Annotated in this window: 15 protein-coding genes and 1 pseudogene; 14 read left to right on the top strand and 2 right to left on the bottom strand. The window is 71.7% G+C overall.

Features of this window, described 5'->3' with window-relative positions:
* Positions 1–52 precede the first annotated feature (52 nt).
* From J7462_RS10070 to J7462_RS10025, 10 genes and pseudogenes are all read left to right on the top strand, one after another.
* A pseudogene (locus tag J7462_RS10070) lies at positions 53–881 on the top strand (helix-turn-helix transcriptional regulator).
* Positions 878–2308 (top strand): Fe-S cluster assembly protein SufB, encoded by a 1431-nt coding sequence (gene sufB, locus J7462_RS10065; protein ID WP_208569190.1) that lies wholly within the window; start codon positions 878–880, stop codon positions 2306–2308. The pseudogene J7462_RS10070 and the gene sufB overlap by 4 nt, the downstream one beginning before the upstream one ends.
* Before the next feature lie 58 nt (positions 2309–2366).
* Complete coding sequence (gene sufD / locus J7462_RS10060) at positions 2367–3509, top strand: Fe-S cluster assembly protein SufD (RefSeq protein ID WP_219463720.1); 1143 nt, start codon at positions 2367–2369, stop codon at positions 3507–3509.
* Position 3510: 1 nt separating this feature from the next.
* Positions 3511–3855 (top strand): non-heme iron oxygenase ferredoxin subunit, encoded by a 345-nt coding sequence (locus J7462_RS10055; RefSeq protein ID WP_208569188.1) that lies wholly within the window; start codon positions 3511–3513, stop codon positions 3853–3855.
* Positions 3855–4628 carry a Fe-S cluster assembly ATPase SufC gene (gene sufC / locus J7462_RS10050; protein ID WP_208569187.1) on the top strand — a complete coding sequence of 258 codons (774 nt, stop codon included), beginning with the start codon at positions 3855–3857 and terminating at the stop codon, positions 4626–4628. Before J7462_RS10055 ends, sufC begins: the two co-directional genes overlap by 1 nt.
* A gap of 23 nt (positions 4629–4651) precedes the next feature.
* Entirely contained in the window at positions 4652–5956 is a 1305-nt protein-coding gene (locus tag J7462_RS10045) for a cysteine desulfurase (RefSeq protein WP_219463717.1), read from the top strand.
* Positions 5956–6432, top strand: a complete 477-nt coding sequence (sufU, locus tag J7462_RS10040; RefSeq protein ID WP_208569185.1) for a Fe-S cluster assembly sulfur transfer protein SufU — start codon at positions 5956–5958, stop codon at positions 6430–6432. The genes J7462_RS10045 and sufU overlap by 1 nt, the downstream gene beginning before the upstream one ends.
* 116 nt (positions 6433–6548) lie before the next feature.
* Positions 6549–6974 carry a metal-sulfur cluster assembly factor gene (locus J7462_RS10035; protein ID WP_307799603.1) on the top strand — a complete coding sequence of 142 codons (426 nt, stop codon included), beginning with the start codon at positions 6549–6551 and terminating at the stop codon, positions 6972–6974.
* Between the two features lie 318 nt (positions 6975–7292).
* Positions 7293–7919 (top strand): LysE family transporter, encoded by a 627-nt coding sequence (locus J7462_RS10030; RefSeq protein ID WP_219463715.1) that lies wholly within the window; start codon positions 7293–7295, stop codon positions 7917–7919.
* A gap of 253 nt (positions 7920–8172) precedes the next feature.
* Positions 8173–8856, top strand: a complete 684-nt coding sequence (locus J7462_RS10025) for an acVLRF1 family peptidyl-tRNA hydrolase (protein WP_219463714.1) — start codon at positions 8173–8175, stop codon at positions 8854–8856.
* Positions 8857–8932: 76 nt separating this feature from the next.
* Here the strand turns inward: J7462_RS10025 and J7462_RS10020 are convergent, their stop codons facing one another.
* Positions 8933–9844 carry a neutral zinc metallopeptidase gene (locus J7462_RS10020; protein ID WP_219463712.1) on the bottom strand — a complete coding sequence of 304 codons (912 nt, stop codon included), beginning with the start codon at positions 9842–9844 and terminating at the stop codon, positions 8933–8935.
* Between the two features lie 245 nt (positions 9845–10089).
* Here J7462_RS10020 and J7462_RS10015 point away from each other — a divergent pair, with 245 nt between their 5' ends.
* Positions 10090–11694, top strand: a complete 1605-nt coding sequence (locus J7462_RS10015) for an ABC-F family ATP-binding cassette domain-containing protein (protein WP_219463710.1) — start codon at positions 10090–10092, stop codon at positions 11692–11694.
* 228 nt (positions 11695–11922) lie between these two features.
* Here J7462_RS10015 and J7462_RS10010 read toward each other — a convergent pair whose 3' ends face one another.
* The gene (locus J7462_RS10010) at positions 11923–12525 is read right to left on the bottom strand and encodes a cadmium resistance transporter (RefSeq protein ID WP_308290851.1); all 603 of its coding nucleotides are present in this window, start codon (positions 12523–12525) and stop codon (positions 11923–11925) included.
* 202 nt (positions 12526–12727) lie between these two features.
* On the opposite strand from J7462_RS10010, the gene J7462_RS10005 reads away from it, so the two are divergent.
* The 3 genes from J7462_RS10005 to J7462_RS09995 all read left to right on the top strand — a co-directional run bounded on the left by J7462_RS10005 (position 12728) and on the right by J7462_RS09995 (position 15907).
* Entirely contained in the window at positions 12728–12955 is a 228-nt protein-coding gene (locus J7462_RS10005) for a helix-turn-helix domain-containing protein (protein WP_007072022.1), read from the top strand.
* Positions 12956–12998: 43 nt separating this feature from the next.
* A complete protein-coding gene (locus tag J7462_RS10000; protein WP_208569179.1) occupies positions 12999–13766 on the top strand; it encodes an enoyl-CoA hydratase/isomerase family protein in 768 nt (255 codons plus the stop codon).
* 158 nt (positions 13767–13924) lie between these two features.
* On the top strand, positions 13925–15907 hold the full coding sequence (locus J7462_RS09995) for an ABC transporter ATP-binding protein (RefSeq protein ID WP_219470200.1): 1983 nt from the start codon (positions 13925–13927) through the stop codon (positions 15905–15907).
* The last annotated feature ends 280 nt before the right edge of the window (positions 15908–16187 follow it).

The raw sequence follows: 16187 nt of genomic DNA, 5'->3' as shown, positions 1-16187 counted from the left end.
ATCACCGGGATCGGGTTTGCGAGCGCCCGCCGAATTACGTAACGTTGGCGTTGTGAAAAACATGGCGGCGCTCTCCGGGCACCCGCCGACGACCGGGTCGGTCGTCGGCGTCGGAGCGCGGTCCCGTCGTGCCGGGCGACCCGCCGGGCCGGGTGCCGGTCACCCCGCCCCGGTGGAGTCGACCCCGGCCGCCCCCACCGATCTTTCCACCCGGGACCGGGTGACCCAGCTCCTGCTGGAGCAGGGGGCGACCACCGCCGGCCAGCTCGGCTCGGCGCTCGGCCTCAGCCCCGCCGCGATCCGCCGACACCTCGACGCGATGCTCGCCGACGGTGACGTGGTGGCCCGTGAGCAGACCGTGCGGGGCAGTCGGGGCCGGGGCCGACCGGCGAAGGTCTTCCTGCTCACCGACGCGGCCCGGGTGCGCTGCGGCACCCACCACTACGACAACATGGCCACCGCGGCGTTGCGCTGGATCGCCCGCAGCGGCGGCTCCGACGCGGTCGAGGCTTTCGCCGCCGACCAGGTCGCCGCGCTGGAGGCCCGCTGCCGGGCCGCCATGGAGGATGCCGGCGACGATCCGCTCGCCCGGTCCGAGGCACTCGCGGGGGCGCTCACCGCCGAGGGCTACGCTGCCAACGCGTCCACGATCGCCTCCGGCGGGCAGCTCTGCCAGCACCACTGCCCGGTGGCGCACGTGGCCGCCGAGTTTCCCCAGCTGTGCGAGGCCGAGACGGCGGTCATCTCCCGTCTGGTCGGCACCCACGTGCAGCGCCTGGCCACCATCGCGCATGGCGACGGGGTGTGCACCACGCACATTCCGGCCCAGCTGCGCGCCCCAGTCCGGTAACACCGTCACCACTGTGAGGACAGATAGATGACCGAGCAGATCGTCCAGCCCCTGACCCAGGAAGAGCAGCTCGCCGCCCTCGGTCGCTACGAGTACGGCTGGTCCGACTCCGACGTCGCCGGGGCGGCCGCGCAGCGCGGCATCAACGAAGCGGTGGTGCGGGACATCTCGGCGAAGAAGAACGAGCCGGCCTGGATGCTCGACCTGCGGCTCAAGGGCCTGCGGCTGTTCGGCCGCAAGCCGATGCCGTCCTGGGGTGCCGACCTCACCGGGATCGACTTCGACAACATCAAGTACTTCGTGCGGTCCACCGAGAAGCAGGCCACCAGCTGGGAGGACCTGCCGGAGGACATCAAGAACACCTACGACCGGCTGGGCATCCCCGAGGCGGAGAAGCAGCGGCTGGTCGCCGGGGTCGCGGCGCAGTACGAGTCCGAGGTGGTCTACCACAAGATCCGCGAGGACCTGGAGGAGCAGGGTGTCCTCTTCCTGGACACCGACACCGCCCTCAAGGAGCACGAGGACGTCTTCAAGGAGTACTTCGGCACGGTGATCCCGGTCGGCGACAACAAGTTCGCCGCGCTGAACACCTCCGTGTGGTCCGGTGGCTCGTTCATCTACGTGCCGAAGGGCGTGCACGTGGAGATCCCGCTCCAGGCGTACTTCCGGATCAACACCGAGAACATGGGCCAGTTCGAGCGGACGCTGATCATCGTCGACGAGGGCGCGTACGTGCACTACGTCGAGGGTTGCACCGCGCCGCTCTACTCGTCCGACTCGCTGCACAGCGCGGTCGTCGAGATCATCGTCAAGAAGAACGCGCGCTGCCGCTACACGACCATCCAGAACTGGTCGAACAACGTCTACAACCTGGTCACCAAGCGGGCCGTCTGCCACGAGGGCGCGACCATGGAGTGGGTCGACGGCAACATCGGCTCCAAGGTCACCATGAAGTACCCGGCGGTCTACATGACCGGCGAGCACGCCAAGGGCGAGGTGCTCTCGGTGGCGATGGCCGGCGAGGGTCAGCACCAGGACGCCGGGGCCAAGATGGTGCACGCCGCGCCGCACACCAGCAGCACCATCGTGTCGAAGTCGATCGCCCGGGGCGGTGGCCGTACCTCGTACCGGGGCCTGGTGCAGGTGCTGGAGGGCTCGCACCACAGCCGCAGCACGGTCAAGTGCGACGCGCTGCTGGTCGACACCATCTCCCGCTCGGACACCTACCCCTACGTCGACATCCGCGAGGACGACGTGTCGATGGGGCACGAGGCGACCGTCTCCAAGATCAGCGACGACCAGCTCTTCTACCTGATGAGCCGGGGCCTGAGCGAGGACGAGGCGATGGCGATGATCGTGCGGGGCTTCATCGAGCCGATCGCCAAGGAACTCCCGATGGAGTACGCCCTGGAGCTCAACCGCCTGATCGAACTCCAGATGGAGGGCGCGGTCGGCTGACGCCGCCCACCCTCCGCCCAATGACACCGTCGTCACGGACAGACAGACCAAGGAAGAGATGACTACCCAGGCTTCCGCGCCGCCCAGCACCAAGTCGCAGGCGCTCCGCTCGTACGACGTCGCCGACTTCCCGGCCCTGACCGGCCTGGAGGAGGAGTGGCGTTTCACCCCGCTCAAGCGGCTGCGTGGGCTGACCGACGGGGCGCAGGCCGCCACCGGTGCGGTCCGCCACGAGTACGCCGACCTGCCGGCCGGCGTCACCGTCGGGCGGATCGGCCGGGACGACCCCCGGGTGGGCAGCGTGCTCACCCCGGTCGACCGGGTCAGCGCGCTGGCGTACGGCGGTGCCGGTGCGGCGTTGCTGGTCGAGGTCGCGGCCGACGCGGTGGTCGACGCGCCGGTGACCCTGCGGGTGGTCGGGGACGACGCCGCCGGGCTGGCCTTCGGGCACACGTTCGTCGACGTGGGCCGGTTCGCCGAGGCGGTGCTGGTGCTGGAACACGTCGGCGCGGCGACGCTCGCCGACAACGTCGAGGTGGCGGTGGCCGACGGGGCGAAGCTGACCCTGGTCACGGTGGCCGACTGGGCCGCCGACGCGGTGCAGGCGCAGCACCTGAAGATCCGGCTCGGCCGGGACGCCAAGGTGTCGCACATCCAGGTCAGCCTGGGTGGCGACCTGGTCCGCCAGTACACCACGGTCGAGTACACCGGCCGCGGCGGCGAGGCCGAGCTGTACGGCGTCTACTTCGCCGACGGCGGCCAGCACCTGGAGCACCGCCAGCTCGTCGACCACAACGTGCCGGACTGCCGCAGTCACGTCGGCTACCGGGGCGCGTTGCAGGGCGACGAGGCGCACACCGTCTGGGTGGGCGACGTGTTGATCCGGGCCGAGGCGACCGGCACCGACACGTACGAGATCAACCGGAACCTGCTGCTCTCCGACGGTGCGCGGGCGGACTCCGTACCCAATCTGGAGATCGAGACCGGCGAGATCGCCGGGGCGGGCCACGCCAGCGCGACCGGCCGGTTCGACGACGAGCAGTTGTTCTACCTGATGGCCCGGGGTATCCCGGCGGACGAGGCCCGCCGCCTGGTGGTGCGGGGCTTCTTCGCCGAGGTGATCAACAAGATTCCGGTCGAGTCGCTGCGTGAGCGGCTGGGGGACGCCATCGAGGCCCGGCTCTCCCGGTCCGGGGCCTGACATGATCCGGATCTGCGCGACCGAGGACGTGCCGAAGGGCACCGTGATCAGCGCCGACGTGGACGGCCTCCAGGTCGCCGTCGTGCACGGCACCGACGGCGAGTTCTACGCGGTGCACGACGAGTGCTCGCACGCCTCGGTGGCCCTGTCCGAGGGTGAGGTCGAGGGCTGCACGCTGGAATGCTGGCTGCACGGTTCCCGGTTCGACCTGCGCACGGGTGAGCCCTCCGGGCTGCCCGCCACCGAACCCGTCCCCGTCTACGCCGTCGAGGTCCGCGACGGCGACATCTACCTTCCCGTGGGCGCCGACGGCCGCCCGACGCCGAGCAATGGAGTGACCCGATAATGAGCACCCTGGAGATCCGCGACCTTAAGGTGTCGGTCAAGCTGCCCGAGGGTGAGCTCAAGCCGATCCTGTCCGGCGTCGACCTGACCGTCCGGTCGGGGGAGACCCACGCGATCATGGGCCCGAACGGCTCCGGCAAGTCGACGCTTGCCTACTCGATCGCCGGCCACCCCAAGTACGAGATCACCGGCGGCTCGGTGACCCTCGACGGTGTCGACGTGCTGGAGATGACCGTCGACGAGCGGGCCCGTGCCGGCCTCTTCCTGGCCATGCAGTACCCGGTCGAGGTGCCCGGCGTCTCGGTGGCGAACTTCCTGCGCACCGCCAAGACCGCCATCGACGGCGAGGCCCCGAAGCTGCGTACCTGGGGTGGCGAGCTGCGCGGCGCGATGGAGAAGCTCCAGATGGACCCGGCGTTCGCCCAGCGTAACGTCAACGAGGGTTTCTCCGGCGGCGAGAAGAAGCGGCACGAGATCGTGCAGCTGGAGCTGCTCAAGCCCAAGATCGCCATCCTCGACGAGACCGACTCCGGCCTCGACGTGGACGCGCTGCGGGTGGTCAGCGAGGGAGTCAACCGGGTCCGCGACACCGGCGACACCGGCCTGCTGCTGATCACCCACTACACCCGCATCCTGCGCTACATCAAGCCCGACTTCGTGCACGTGTTCGTGGCCGGTCGGATCGTCGAGCAGGGTGGCCCGGAGCTGGCCGACAAGCTCGAGGAAGAGGGCTACGAGCGGTACGTCGCCGGAGCCGGCACGGCGCGGGCCTGAACACCACGGAACGGGGCGCTGAGATGACCACCATCGCCATCCCGGACGGGATGCCGCAGTACGACGACGTGCCGCGCTTCGACGTGGCCGCGGTGCGCGCCGACTTCCCGATCCTCGACCGGGAGGTCAACGGGCACCGGCTGGTCTATCTCGACAGCGCCAACACCTCGCACAAACCCCGCCAGGTGCTCGACGTGCTCGCCGGGCACTACGCGATGCACAACGCCAACGTGTCGCGTTCGGTGCACACCCTGGGCACCGAGGCGACCGAGGCGTACGAGGGGGCACGGGCGAAGATCGCCGCGTTCGTCAACGCGCCGAGCGTGGACGAGGTGGTGTTCACCAAGAACTCCACCGAGGCGATCAACATCGTGGCGTACGCCTTCTCCAACGCCTCGCTGCGCGCCGACGCCGACGAGCGGTTCCGGCTCGGCCCCGGCGACGAGATCGTGATCTCCGAGATGGAGCACCACTCGAACATCGTCCCGTGGCAGTTGCTGGCCGAGCGGACCGGCGCGACCCTGCGCTGGTTCCCGGTCACCGACAGCGGCCGGCTGGACGAGTCGGGGCTGGCGGACCTGGTCACCGAGCGGACGAAGATCGTCGCGCTGGTGCACACCTCCAACATCCTCGGCACGGTCAACGCCACCGCCCGGATCACCGAACGGGTCCGCCAGGTGGGTGCGTTGCTGCTGCTCGACTGCTCGCAGTCGGTGCCGCACCAGCCGATCGACGTGGTCGACCTGGACGCCGACTTCATCGTGTTCACCGGGCACAAGATGTGCGGGCCGACCGGCATCGGCGTGCTGTGGGGCCGGGGCGAGCTGCTCGCCGCGATGCCCCCGGTGATGGGCGGCGGCTCGATGATCGAGACGGTGTCGATGGCCCGGTCGACGTTCGCCGCGCCGCCGGCCCGGTTCGAGGCGGGCACCCCGCCGATCGCCGAGGCCGTCGCGCTCGGCGCGGCGGTCGACTACCTCACCGGCGTCGGGATGCGGGCGATCCAGTGGCACGAGAAGGAGCTGACCGCGTACGCGCTGGACGCCCTCGCCACCGTGCCGGGGTTGCGGATCTTCGGCCCGACGGTGCCGGTCGGCCGGGGTGGCACCATCTCGTTCGCGCTCGGCGACGTGCACCCGCACGACGTCGGGCAGGTCCTCGACTCGCTCGGCGTGCAGGTGCGGGTGGGTCACCACTGCGCCAAGCCGGTCTGCACCCGGTTCGGGGTGCCGGCGATGACCCGGGCCTCGTTCTACCTGTACACCACCACGGAGGAGATCGACGCCCTGGTGTCGGGTCTCGCACAGGTGCGGAGGATCTTCGACTGATGCAGCTGGAGCAGCTCTACCAGGAGATCATCCTGGACCACTACAAGCGTCCGCAGGGGCGCGGTCTGCGTGACGCCGACGACCCCGACGCCGAGGTGGCCGAGGCGCACCACGTCAACCCGACCTGCGGCGACGAGGTCACCGTACGGGTGGCCGCCGTCGACGACATCGTGGTGGACATCTCGTACGACGGGGCCGGTTGTTCGATCAGCCAGGCGTCGGCGAGCGTGTTGTACGACCGGCTGTCCGGCCGGTGCGCGGAGGAGATCGCCGCCGTGCACGCCGGATTCGTGGAGTTGATGTCCGGCCGTGGCCAGGTCACGCCGGACGAGGAACTACTCGGTGACGGGGTGGCGTTCGCGGGGGTCGCCCGCTACCCGGCCCGGGTCAAGTGCGCGTTGTTGCCGTGGATGGCGTTCAAGGACGCCGCGGCACGCGCGGGGGTGGGCGTGAGCCCGACGGAGGTTGAGGCATGAGCGAGAACACGGCTACCGCGGCGACGCCGCAGACCGGCGACGCCGGCACCACGACCGGCGCGGTGACGCCGCCGGCCACCGACGGTGTCGCCGCCGCGACTCCGGCCGCCGACGCCGTGAACGGTGCCACCGGGACGGCGGGTGTCGACGCGTCGTCCGGTGCCGACGGGACCCCGGCCGGCGACGGGACGGCGGACGCCGCCGGTTCGGCCGGTGGCCGGGCGGCCCTGGCCGACATCGAGGAGGCGATGAAGGACGTCGTCGACCCCGAACTCGGCATCAACGTGGTCGACCTCGGCCTGGTGTACGGCGTGCACGTGGACGACCAGAACGTCGCCACCCTGGACATGACGTTGACCTCGGCGGCCTGCCCGCTCACCGACGTGATCGAGGACCAGGCCCGGCAGGCGCTGACCACCGGCCCCGGCGGGGGACTGGTGGACGACATCCGGATCAACTGGGTCTGGCTGCCGCCGTGGGGCCCGGACAAGATCACCGATGAGGGGCGGGACCAGCTCCGCTCGCTCGGTTTCAACGTCTGACCCCTGGTCGACCTCGCGGGCACGGCACCCCTGACCGGGTGCCGTGCCCGCGTCTTTCCAGCCGGACCGACCCACCCGCCGGGGGTGCTCACCGCAGTGGGTGTCCAGGTCCGCCGGCCATCGCACCGTCGCCGCCGACGAGTCGACCACCCCGGTCGTTCCCCGTTTTTGTGGCAATTCGGTGGCCTGGTGGCGGGTGGCGGCCGATGATGGGCCGGTGATCGAGGCGTACCCGAAGCAGAGCCCTGTCCGGGCGGCCACCGCCGCGCGTCGACAGCGGGCCCGTCCGGGGTGCGGATCGGCCCGTCCCCGATCGTCGTGACCGCCGCCTTCCTGGCCGGGTTGGTGGCCGGCTACGGCGTCGCCGTGCCGGTCGGCGCGATCGCGGTGCTCATCCTCGGGCTCAGTGCCCGAACCTCCTTCCGGGTCGGTGCGGCCGCCGCGCTCGGTGTCGCCACGGCGGACGGGCTCTACGCCGCCGTGGCGGTGCTCGGCGGCGCGGCGGTGGCCGCCGTGGTCGCCCCGGTCGCCGGTCCGCTGCGGGTGGTGGCGGCGGTGGTGCTGCTGGCGCTCGCCGTGCACGGAGGCTGGCGGGCCTGGCGTCCCCGGCCCGCGTCGGGTGGCCCGGGGGCGGGCCGGGGGATCGACACCGCGGGGCGGGCGTTCGCCGGGGTGCTGGCACTGACCCTGCTCAACCCGGCCACCGTCGTGTACTTCACGGCGCTGGTCCTCGGCCGTGCCGACGCGGCGCGGGCGGCACCGGCAGCGGCGGCGCTGTTCGTCCTCGGTGCCTTCGTCGCCTCGGCGAGTTGGCAGTTGCTGATCGCCGGGGGCGGCACCCTGGTCGGCCGGGTGCTGGCCGGCCCGCGTGGCCGGCTGGTGACCGGGCTCCTCTCCAGCCTCATCATCGCCGCACTCGCCGTCGCCGTGCTGGTCGTGCGGTGAGCCGTCCGTCGGTCCGGTCGGTCGTGCGGTGGGCCGCCCGTCGGGCGGTCGGCCCGGCTGGTCGTGCGGTGGCCGCCCGTCGGACCGGCTCGGCGTCAGGGCCCCGGTCGGGGACGGTCGCCGACCGGCGTCGGGGCGGTCGGGCCGGGACGGTGGTGGGCCACCGGTCGGTCGGCACGGCGTGTGCCGTCGTCCGCCCGCCGTCGGTCAGGTGGGGTAGGAGCGGAACGCCGGCGTGCCGTACGGTCGGGTGATGAGCAGCCGACCCGCAGCCGGTGGCGGCCGGTGGGTCGAGGTCGATCCGACCCGGGTCGGGCGCTGGGCCGAGGGCTTCGCCGACCGGCACGGCCCGCCCGTCGTCTCCCCGCAGGGGTACGGGCTGCTGCTCACCGCCTCCGACGGCGCGACCGCCGAGCTGCACCTGCCGCCGGGTGCCCCGACCGTCGGCGACGCAGCGCAGGCCGTCCCGCCCCGACGCGTCGACGACGTGCCGCAGTTCGTCAGCGTCGCCACCGCGCCCCGCCGGCTCGGGCTGCTGCTCGCCCGCAAGGGCGCGGTGGCGGTCGGTGTGGCGTCCGGTGCGGAGTTGCTGGTCTCCAAGGTGGACACCCGCTACGTGCAGGGTCGTACCGCCGCCGGGGGCTGGTCCCAGCAGCGGTTCGCCCGGCGGCGGGACAACCAGGCGAAGGCGGCCCTGGGCGACGCGGCGGAACTGGCCGTACGCCTGCTGCTGCCGGCGGCGGCGACGCTGGCGGCGCTGGTCTGCGGGGGCGACCGCCGGGCCGTCGACACGGTCCTGGCCGACCGGCGGCTGGCCCCGCTCGCCGCGCTGCGTGCCGACCGGCTGCTCGACGTGCCCGAACCCCGGCACGCGGTGCTGGTCGGCGCGGTCGCCGCCGCCCGCGCCGTGCACATCCTGGTCCGCGATCCGGCCTGAGCGGGGCGGCACGACGACGGCGGCCGGGGGGCGTACGCCCCTCCGACCGCCGCGACGGTGCCGATGCGGTGCCCGGTCAGAGGCTGCCGCCGAAGGTGTCGCAGGACTTCGGATCACCGGTGGTGTAGCCCTTGGTGAACCACTGCTTGCGCTGCTCGGAGGAGCCGTGGGTGAATTCCTCCGGGTTCACCGGGCGGTTGGCCCGCTTGGAGATGGCGTCGTCGCCGATCTTCTCGGCGGTGTCGATCGCCTGCGCGATGTCCTGCTCGGTGATGCTCTTGAAGATCTTCTGGCCCTGCTCGTCGGCGGTGCCGGTGGCGTTCTTGGCCCAGGCCCCGGCGTAGCAGTCGGCCTGGAGCTCCAGCTTGACCGAGAGCGCGTTGGCGCTGCCCGGGTCCCGCTGCTGCTGGCGGCGCATCTGCGCCTCGGTGCCGAGCAGGTCCTGCACGTGGTGGCCGTACTCGTGGGCCAGCACGTACGGCTGGGCGAACTCACCCTCGGCACCGAGCTGGTCGGCGAGGGTCTGGTAGAAGGTCAGGTCGATGTAGACCAGGTCGTCGGCCGGGCAGTAGAACGGCCCGACGCCGGAGTCGGCCTGACCGCAGCCGGTGTTGACGCCCTGGCTGAAGAAGACCGTCTTGGACGGCTGGTACTGCTGGCCGAACCGCTCCGGCAACGCGGTACGCCAGTACGCCTGGATCGAGTTGACGTAGAGGGTGTTGCGGCAGTCCAGCTGCTTGAGCGCGTCGTCGGCGGAGCACTTCTGCGTAAGCGACGTGTTGTCGCCCGACTCGGCGCCGCCGCCGTTCATGGCGTTCAGGCCGAATCCACCACCCACCAGGGCCACCAGCACGGCGATGATGAGCCCGACGATGCCGCCGCGTCCACCCCCGCCGGGGATCGGGATGCCCATCCCGCCACCCCCGCCGGATCCCCGCCGGTCGTCCACCTGGCCGGTGTCGACCCGCGCGTTCTCGTTCAGCTCCATGTTGACCCCGATCACCGATTCGTCACGTCTGAGGGTTGCGGTACCGGACCGGGTCCGGACGGCGTTTCCGGTACCCGATGATCTTGCCCGGTAATCCGGGCGGCGCGTGTCGGGCCGCCCGGTACACTTGTCGGGTGCTGCGCTGCGAAGGCTGAATCGCCCCGCGCCGACGGGAACCACCGCCCGCCGGCGCTTTCGCGTGCCCTGAGTCAGCCCTTCCAGACCCCCGAGAGCGAGTACCGGAAATGATCAGTGTCACCGGCCTGGAACTGCGCGCCGGTTCCCGGATCCTACTGTCCGACACCACCCTGCGGGTGCAGCCCGGTGACCGGATCGGACTGGTCGGCCGCAACGGCGCCGGCAAGACCACCACCCTCAAGGTCCTCGCCGGCGAGGGGCAGCCCTACGGTGGGCAGATCGACAGGCGCAGCGCCATCGGCTACCTGCCGCAGGACCCGCGTACCGGCGACCTGGAGGTCACCGGCCGGGACCGGGTGCTCTCCGCCCGTGGGCTGGACGTGCTGATGGCCCAGATGAAGGAGATCGAGCAGCGGCTCGCCGACGGCGTCGACGACAAGCTGGTCCGCCGCTACGGCGCCCTGGAGGACCAGTTCGCCTCGCTGGGCGGGTACGCCGCCGAGGCCGAGGCCGCCCGGATCTGCGCCAACCTGGGGCTGCCCGACCGGGCGCTGGCCCAGACCATCGGCACCCTCTCCGGCGGTCAGCGTCGCCGGATCGAGCTGGCCCGGATCCTGTTCCGCGACGCCGGGGAGAACGGCGGCGGCATCCTGCTGCTCGACGAGCCCACCAACCACCTCGACGCCGACTCGATCACCTGGCTGCGCGGTTTCCTCGCCAACCACAAGGGCGGGCTGATCGTGATCTCCCACGACGGTTCGCTGCTGGAGTCGGTGGTCAACAAGGTCTGGTTCCTCGACGCCACCCGTTCCGTGGTCGACGTCTACAACCTGGGCTGGAAGGCGTACCTGGAGGCCCGGGAGACCGACGAGCGGCGGCGTCGCCGGGAGCGGGTCAACGCCGAGAAGAAGGCCGGCGCGTTGATGGCGCAGGCCGACAAGATGCGCGCCAAGGCCACCAAGACCGTCGCCGCGCAGAACATGGCCCGCCGGGCCGAGAAGCTGATCTCCGGCCTGGAGGAGGTACGGGTCTCCGACAAGGTGGCGAAGGTCCGGTTCCCCAACCCCGCGCCGTGCGGCAAGACCCCGCTGACCGCGACCGGCCTGTCCAAGTCGTACGGCTCGCTGGAGATCTTCACCGACGTGAACGTCGCGGTGGACCGGGGTTCCCGGGTGGCGATCCTCGGGCTCAACGGTGCCGGCAAGACCACCCTGCTGCGGATGCTCGGCGGCCTGCTCCCGCCGGACACCGGCGAGGTGCACGCCGGGCACGGCCTGCGGCTGGGCTACTACGCCCAGGAGCACGAGACGCTGGACGTGGAACGCACGGTGCTGGAGAACATGCGGGCGGCGGCGATCGAGCAGTCCGACACCGACCTGCGCAAGATCCTCGGTGCCTTCCTGTTCTCCGGCGAGGACGTCAACAAGCCCGCCGGGGTGCTCTCCGGTGGCGAGAAGACCCGGCTCGCCCTGTCGACCCTGGTCTGCTCCGGCGCGAACGTGCTGCTGCTGGACGAGCCGACGAACAACCTCGACCCGGTCAGCCGTGAGCAGGTGCTCGACGCCATCGCCAACTACCCCGGCGCGATCGTGCTGGTCACCCACGACCCGGGCGCGGTGCTCGCGCTCAAGCCCGACCGGGCCATCCTGCTCCCCGACGGCGACGAGGACGCCTGGAGCGACGACCTGCTGGAACTGGTCGAGCTGGCCTGACCCGGCCACGACCCCGCCCGCGACGGCCGGCGGGGTCGGCTGCCGCGGCCAACGACCGGTGCTCAGTGGCCCCTGCCCCACCGGCCCGTGACCGGCCCGGCCGGTGGTCAGCGGCCCATGCTCGGCGGTCCGGCCGGTGGTCAGCGGCCTACGCCCGGCGGCTCGGCGGTCCGGCCGGTGGTCGCCGGCCTACGCTCGGCGGCGCGGCGGCGGCGGCCCGGCCGGTGGTCAGCGGGCGAGGTCGACCAGCCGGCCGAGGACACCCGAGCCGACCAGGATCACCAGGCCGATGGCGACGAAGACGACCGGGACCAGCCAGTGCCCGGCCCGGCCGACCAGGCGGACCACCCGGGGATGCCCACCGAGCAGCGCGGCGGCACCGCACCAGGCGGCGACCAGCACGGCGAAGACCAGCAGGTAGACCAGCCCGGTGGCCGGGTCGAGGGAGCGGAACACCGGGACGTAGACGGCGATGTTGTCCGCGCCGTTGGCGATCGTCACCCCGGCGACGCCGAGCAGGCCGCCCACCACGGCCGGCGGGGTGTCGTCGTCGGTGCGGGCCAGCAGCGCCCGGACGCCAAGCGCGATCGGCAGCAGCCCGAGCAGGCCGGTCCACGGGTCGGGCACCACCAGCAGGCCGGCGGCGACGACCAGAGCCGCCGTGACGAGGGCGGCGATGCCCAGGTACTGCCCGGTCACGATCTGCCACGGGCGGGGTCGTCCGGTGCTCCGGGCGGCCACGAAGAGTACGGTCAACACCACGATGTCGTCGAGGTTGGTGGCCGCGAAGACGGCCCCCGCTCCGCTCACGCTGCCCAACAGGTCGGTCACGACCGGCAGGCTACGGGCCTCCCACGGGCGCGACCGCAGCGCGGTCTCCGCCGTGGATCGTCCGGAGCGTCACTCTATCGGGTTGGCGACACTGCATAGCGTGTCGGTTGGCGTGGAGTTGATATCTGGCGCATGATCGTTCGAGACGGTCTAATAGGTGGGACCGTATCGAACCGCACAGTCTGGGACGTGAGGAATCAACATGGCAGCCACTGGCACAGCCACCAGCACTGAGAAGGGTCGCCGGATCGTCGGAGCCGAGCGTCAGACGCTCGCCAAGGACCTGGTAAAGCGGTACACCGGCGGCGAGAGCATTCGCGCGCTCGCCGCTTCGACCGGGCGATCCTACGGGTTCATCCACCGCGTGCTCACCGAGTCCGGTGTGCAGCTGCGACAGCGCGGCGGCGCCCGGCGTCGCAAGAAGGCGTGACCCGCCTACCAGCGTCGTCCGTCAGCACGCCCCGGGCGGTCCGGTGACCGCCGAGACGACCGGGGTGCTACTGCACTGCGACGGGCCGGTCGCGACGGTCACGTTGTGCCGGCCCGACGTGCTCAATGCCCAGACCCCGGCGATGTGGCGCGCGATGAGCGACTTCTCCCGGGACCTGCCCGGCGACGTGCGCGTCGTCGTGGTACGCGGTCAGGGGCGGTCGTTCTCCGCCGGCCTCGACCTGTCGGTGGCCGGTGCCCAGGGTCCGGGCTCCTTCGCGGAGCTGTCCACCCTGCCCGAGCAGGAGTGCGCCGACCGGATCGCCGACTACCAGCAGGGCTTCACCTGGCTGCACCGACCGGACGTGATCTCGGTGGCGGCCGTGCAGGGTCATGCCATCGGCGCGGGCTTCCAACTCGCGCTCGCCTGCGACCTGCGGGTGCTCGCCGAGGACGCGAAGCTGTCGATGGCCGAGGTCACCCTCGGCCTGGTCCCCGACCTGGCCGGCACCAAGCGGCTGGTCGAGCTGGTCGGCTACGCCCGTGCCCTGGAGCTGTGCGCCACCGGCCGGCGGATGGACGCCGTCGAGGCCGACCGGATCGGGCTGGCCAACCTGGTGGTGCCGCCCGCCGAGCTGGACGCGGCCGTCCGGGACCTCACCGCCGGCCTGCTCGCCGGCAACCGGGACGCGGTTGTCGAGATCAAGGCGCTGCTCGCCGGTGCCGCCGGCCGTTCCCACCCCGAACAGCAGCGGGCCGAGCGCGAGGCACAGACCCGCCGGCTGCGCGATCTCGCCGGCCGCGGCGAATAGCCCACCCGCCGGGGGCGGGAACCGCGGCTACTCTGCCCGGAGCGAACAGCAGGGACTGCCCGGGAAGACCCGGGTTGCCGCCGAGGTTGTCGTAGGCGTCGGGAGAATCGACCCGACGGTGCGCGCTGCCCACGACGCGGAGGTGACCCATGAACCCGATGGCGGGCGGCAACATGGCCGGCTGGAGCATGCTCCGGTCGATCCGGCACGGTGACGACGTCTCCACGCACCGGCTCACCCGGGGCACCGCGAGAAGGATCATGGCGTTCGCCCACCCCTACCGGCGGGACATCGTCGTCTTCCTGGTGACCGTGGTCATCGCCGCCGTGATCGGGGTGGCCACCCCGGTGCTGGCCGGCCACGTGATCAACGCGATCAGCGGGGGTGGCCCCGAGGCGGGTGCGGTCGTCGTCCGGCTCGCCCTGATCATCGGCGCGCTGGCCGTCGCCGACGCGCTGTTCTCCCTGGTCCAGCGGTGGTATTCGGCGCGTATCGGCGAGGGCATCATCCTCGACCTGCGCACCCGGGTCTACGACCACGTGCAGCGGATGCCGTTGCAGTTCTTCACCCGGACCCAGACCGGTGCGTTGGTCAGCCGGCTCAACAACGACGTGATGGGCGCCCAACGGGCGTTCACCTCCACCCTGTCGGGGGTGGTCAGCAACGTCATCCAGTTGGTGCTCACCGCCGGGGTGATGTTCACCCTCTCCTGGCAGATCACCCTGCTGTCGCTGGTCCTGTTGCCGATCTTCGTGGTGCCGGCGCGGCGGGTTGGCCGGCGGTTGGCCGAGATCACCCGGGAGTCGTACGACCTCGACGCCAAGATGAACGCCACCATGACCGAGCGGTTCGGGGTGGCGGGCGCGCTGCTGGTCAAGCTGTTCGGCACTCCTGAGGTGGAGGCGGGCCGATTCGCCGCGCGGGCCGAACGGGTCCGCGACATCGGCATCCAGTCGGCGATGTACTCACGCACCTTCTTCGTGGCGATGCTGCTGGTCGCGTCGCTGGCCCAGGCGCTCACCTACGGGCTCGGCGGCTGGCTGGCGGTCACCGGGGCGGTCAGCGCGGGCACCGTGGTCACCCTCGCCCTGCTGCTCACCCGCCTCTACGGTCCGTTGACCGCGCTGTCCAACGTCCGGGTCGACGTGATGAGCGCCCTGGTCTCCTTCGACCGGGTCTTCGAGGTGCTCGACCTGCGCCCCGGCATCGAGGAGAAGCCCGACGCGGTGCCGGTCCCCCGGGGCGCCGGCCGGGTCGAGTTCCGCGATGTCCGGTTCCGCTACCCGGCTGCCGCCGACGTCTCGCTGGCTTCGCTGGAGGAGGTCGCCACCCTCGACCGGACGGCCAACGAGCCGGTGCTCAAGGGCGTCTCGTTCCGCGTCGAGCCGGGGCAGATGGTGGCGTTGGTCGGGCCGTCCGGGGCCGGCAAGTCCACGCTGTCCATGCTGATCTCACGGATCTACGACGCCACCGACGGCGCGGTGCGGGTCGGCGGGGTCGACGTCCGGGACGCCACCCTCGCCTCGCTGCGCGACGAGATCGGTGTGGTCACCCAGGACTCCCACCTGTTCCACGAGACGATCGCCGAGAACCTGCGGTACGCCAAGCCGGGCGCCACGGACGACGAGATCTGGGCGGCGCTGGCCGGTGCGCAGGTGGCCGACCTGGTCCGGGCCCTGCCCGACGGGCTGGAGACGACCGTCGGCGAGCGCGGCTACCGCTTCTCCGGCGGCGAGAAGCAACGCATCGCCATCGCCCGGCTCCTGCTCAAGGCCCCGTCGATCGTGATCCTGGACGAGGCCACCGCCCATCTCGACTCGGAGAGTGAGGCGGCGGTGCAGCGGGCCCTGTCCGTGGCGTTGGCCGGGCGTACCGCGCTGGTGATCGCGCACCGGCTCTCCACCGTCCGTGACGCCGACCAGATCCTGGTCCTCGACGGCGGCCGGATCGTGGAGCGGGGCCGCCACGAGGAACTGGTCGCGGTCGGTGGGCTCTACGCCGAGCTGTACCGCACCCAGTTCGCCGTCGTCGACTCGCCTGCCCCGTACGCCGAGGCGGACCAGCCTGAGCCGATCATCACCACCGTGCCGATGGGCACCTACGTGGCGCAGGAGGCGCTGCCCCCGGCCGTGGCCAACTGACGGGACCCCGTCCCGCAAGCGACCAGCGTGGTGACCCGGCTGGTGTTCTGCGGACCGGGGTCGGGGCACACCTCGGCTGCGTGCTGCCGCCAGTGAAACGAGGTCAGGCCAGGGGGAGCGGGCCCTGGCCTGGTCTCGCATTCCGAGGCGCTCCCCACGCCGGGTGCCGACGACACGTCCCACCGGCCGTCGGCACGACTCACAGGCTGCCGGCGCGGCGGCTGCCCGAGGCGGCGATCGTCAATTCGGTGCCTGTTCCGTCATCAGGTGCGACGGTAAC

This window comes from Micromonospora sp. RL09-050-HVF-A (assembly GCF_019374995.1).
Lineage (GTDB): Bacteria > Actinomycetota > Actinomycetes > Mycobacteriales > Micromonosporaceae > Micromonospora > Micromonospora antibiotica.
Note: the sequence above shows the minus strand (reverse complement) of the source record. Positions and strands in the feature narration are given on the sequence as shown.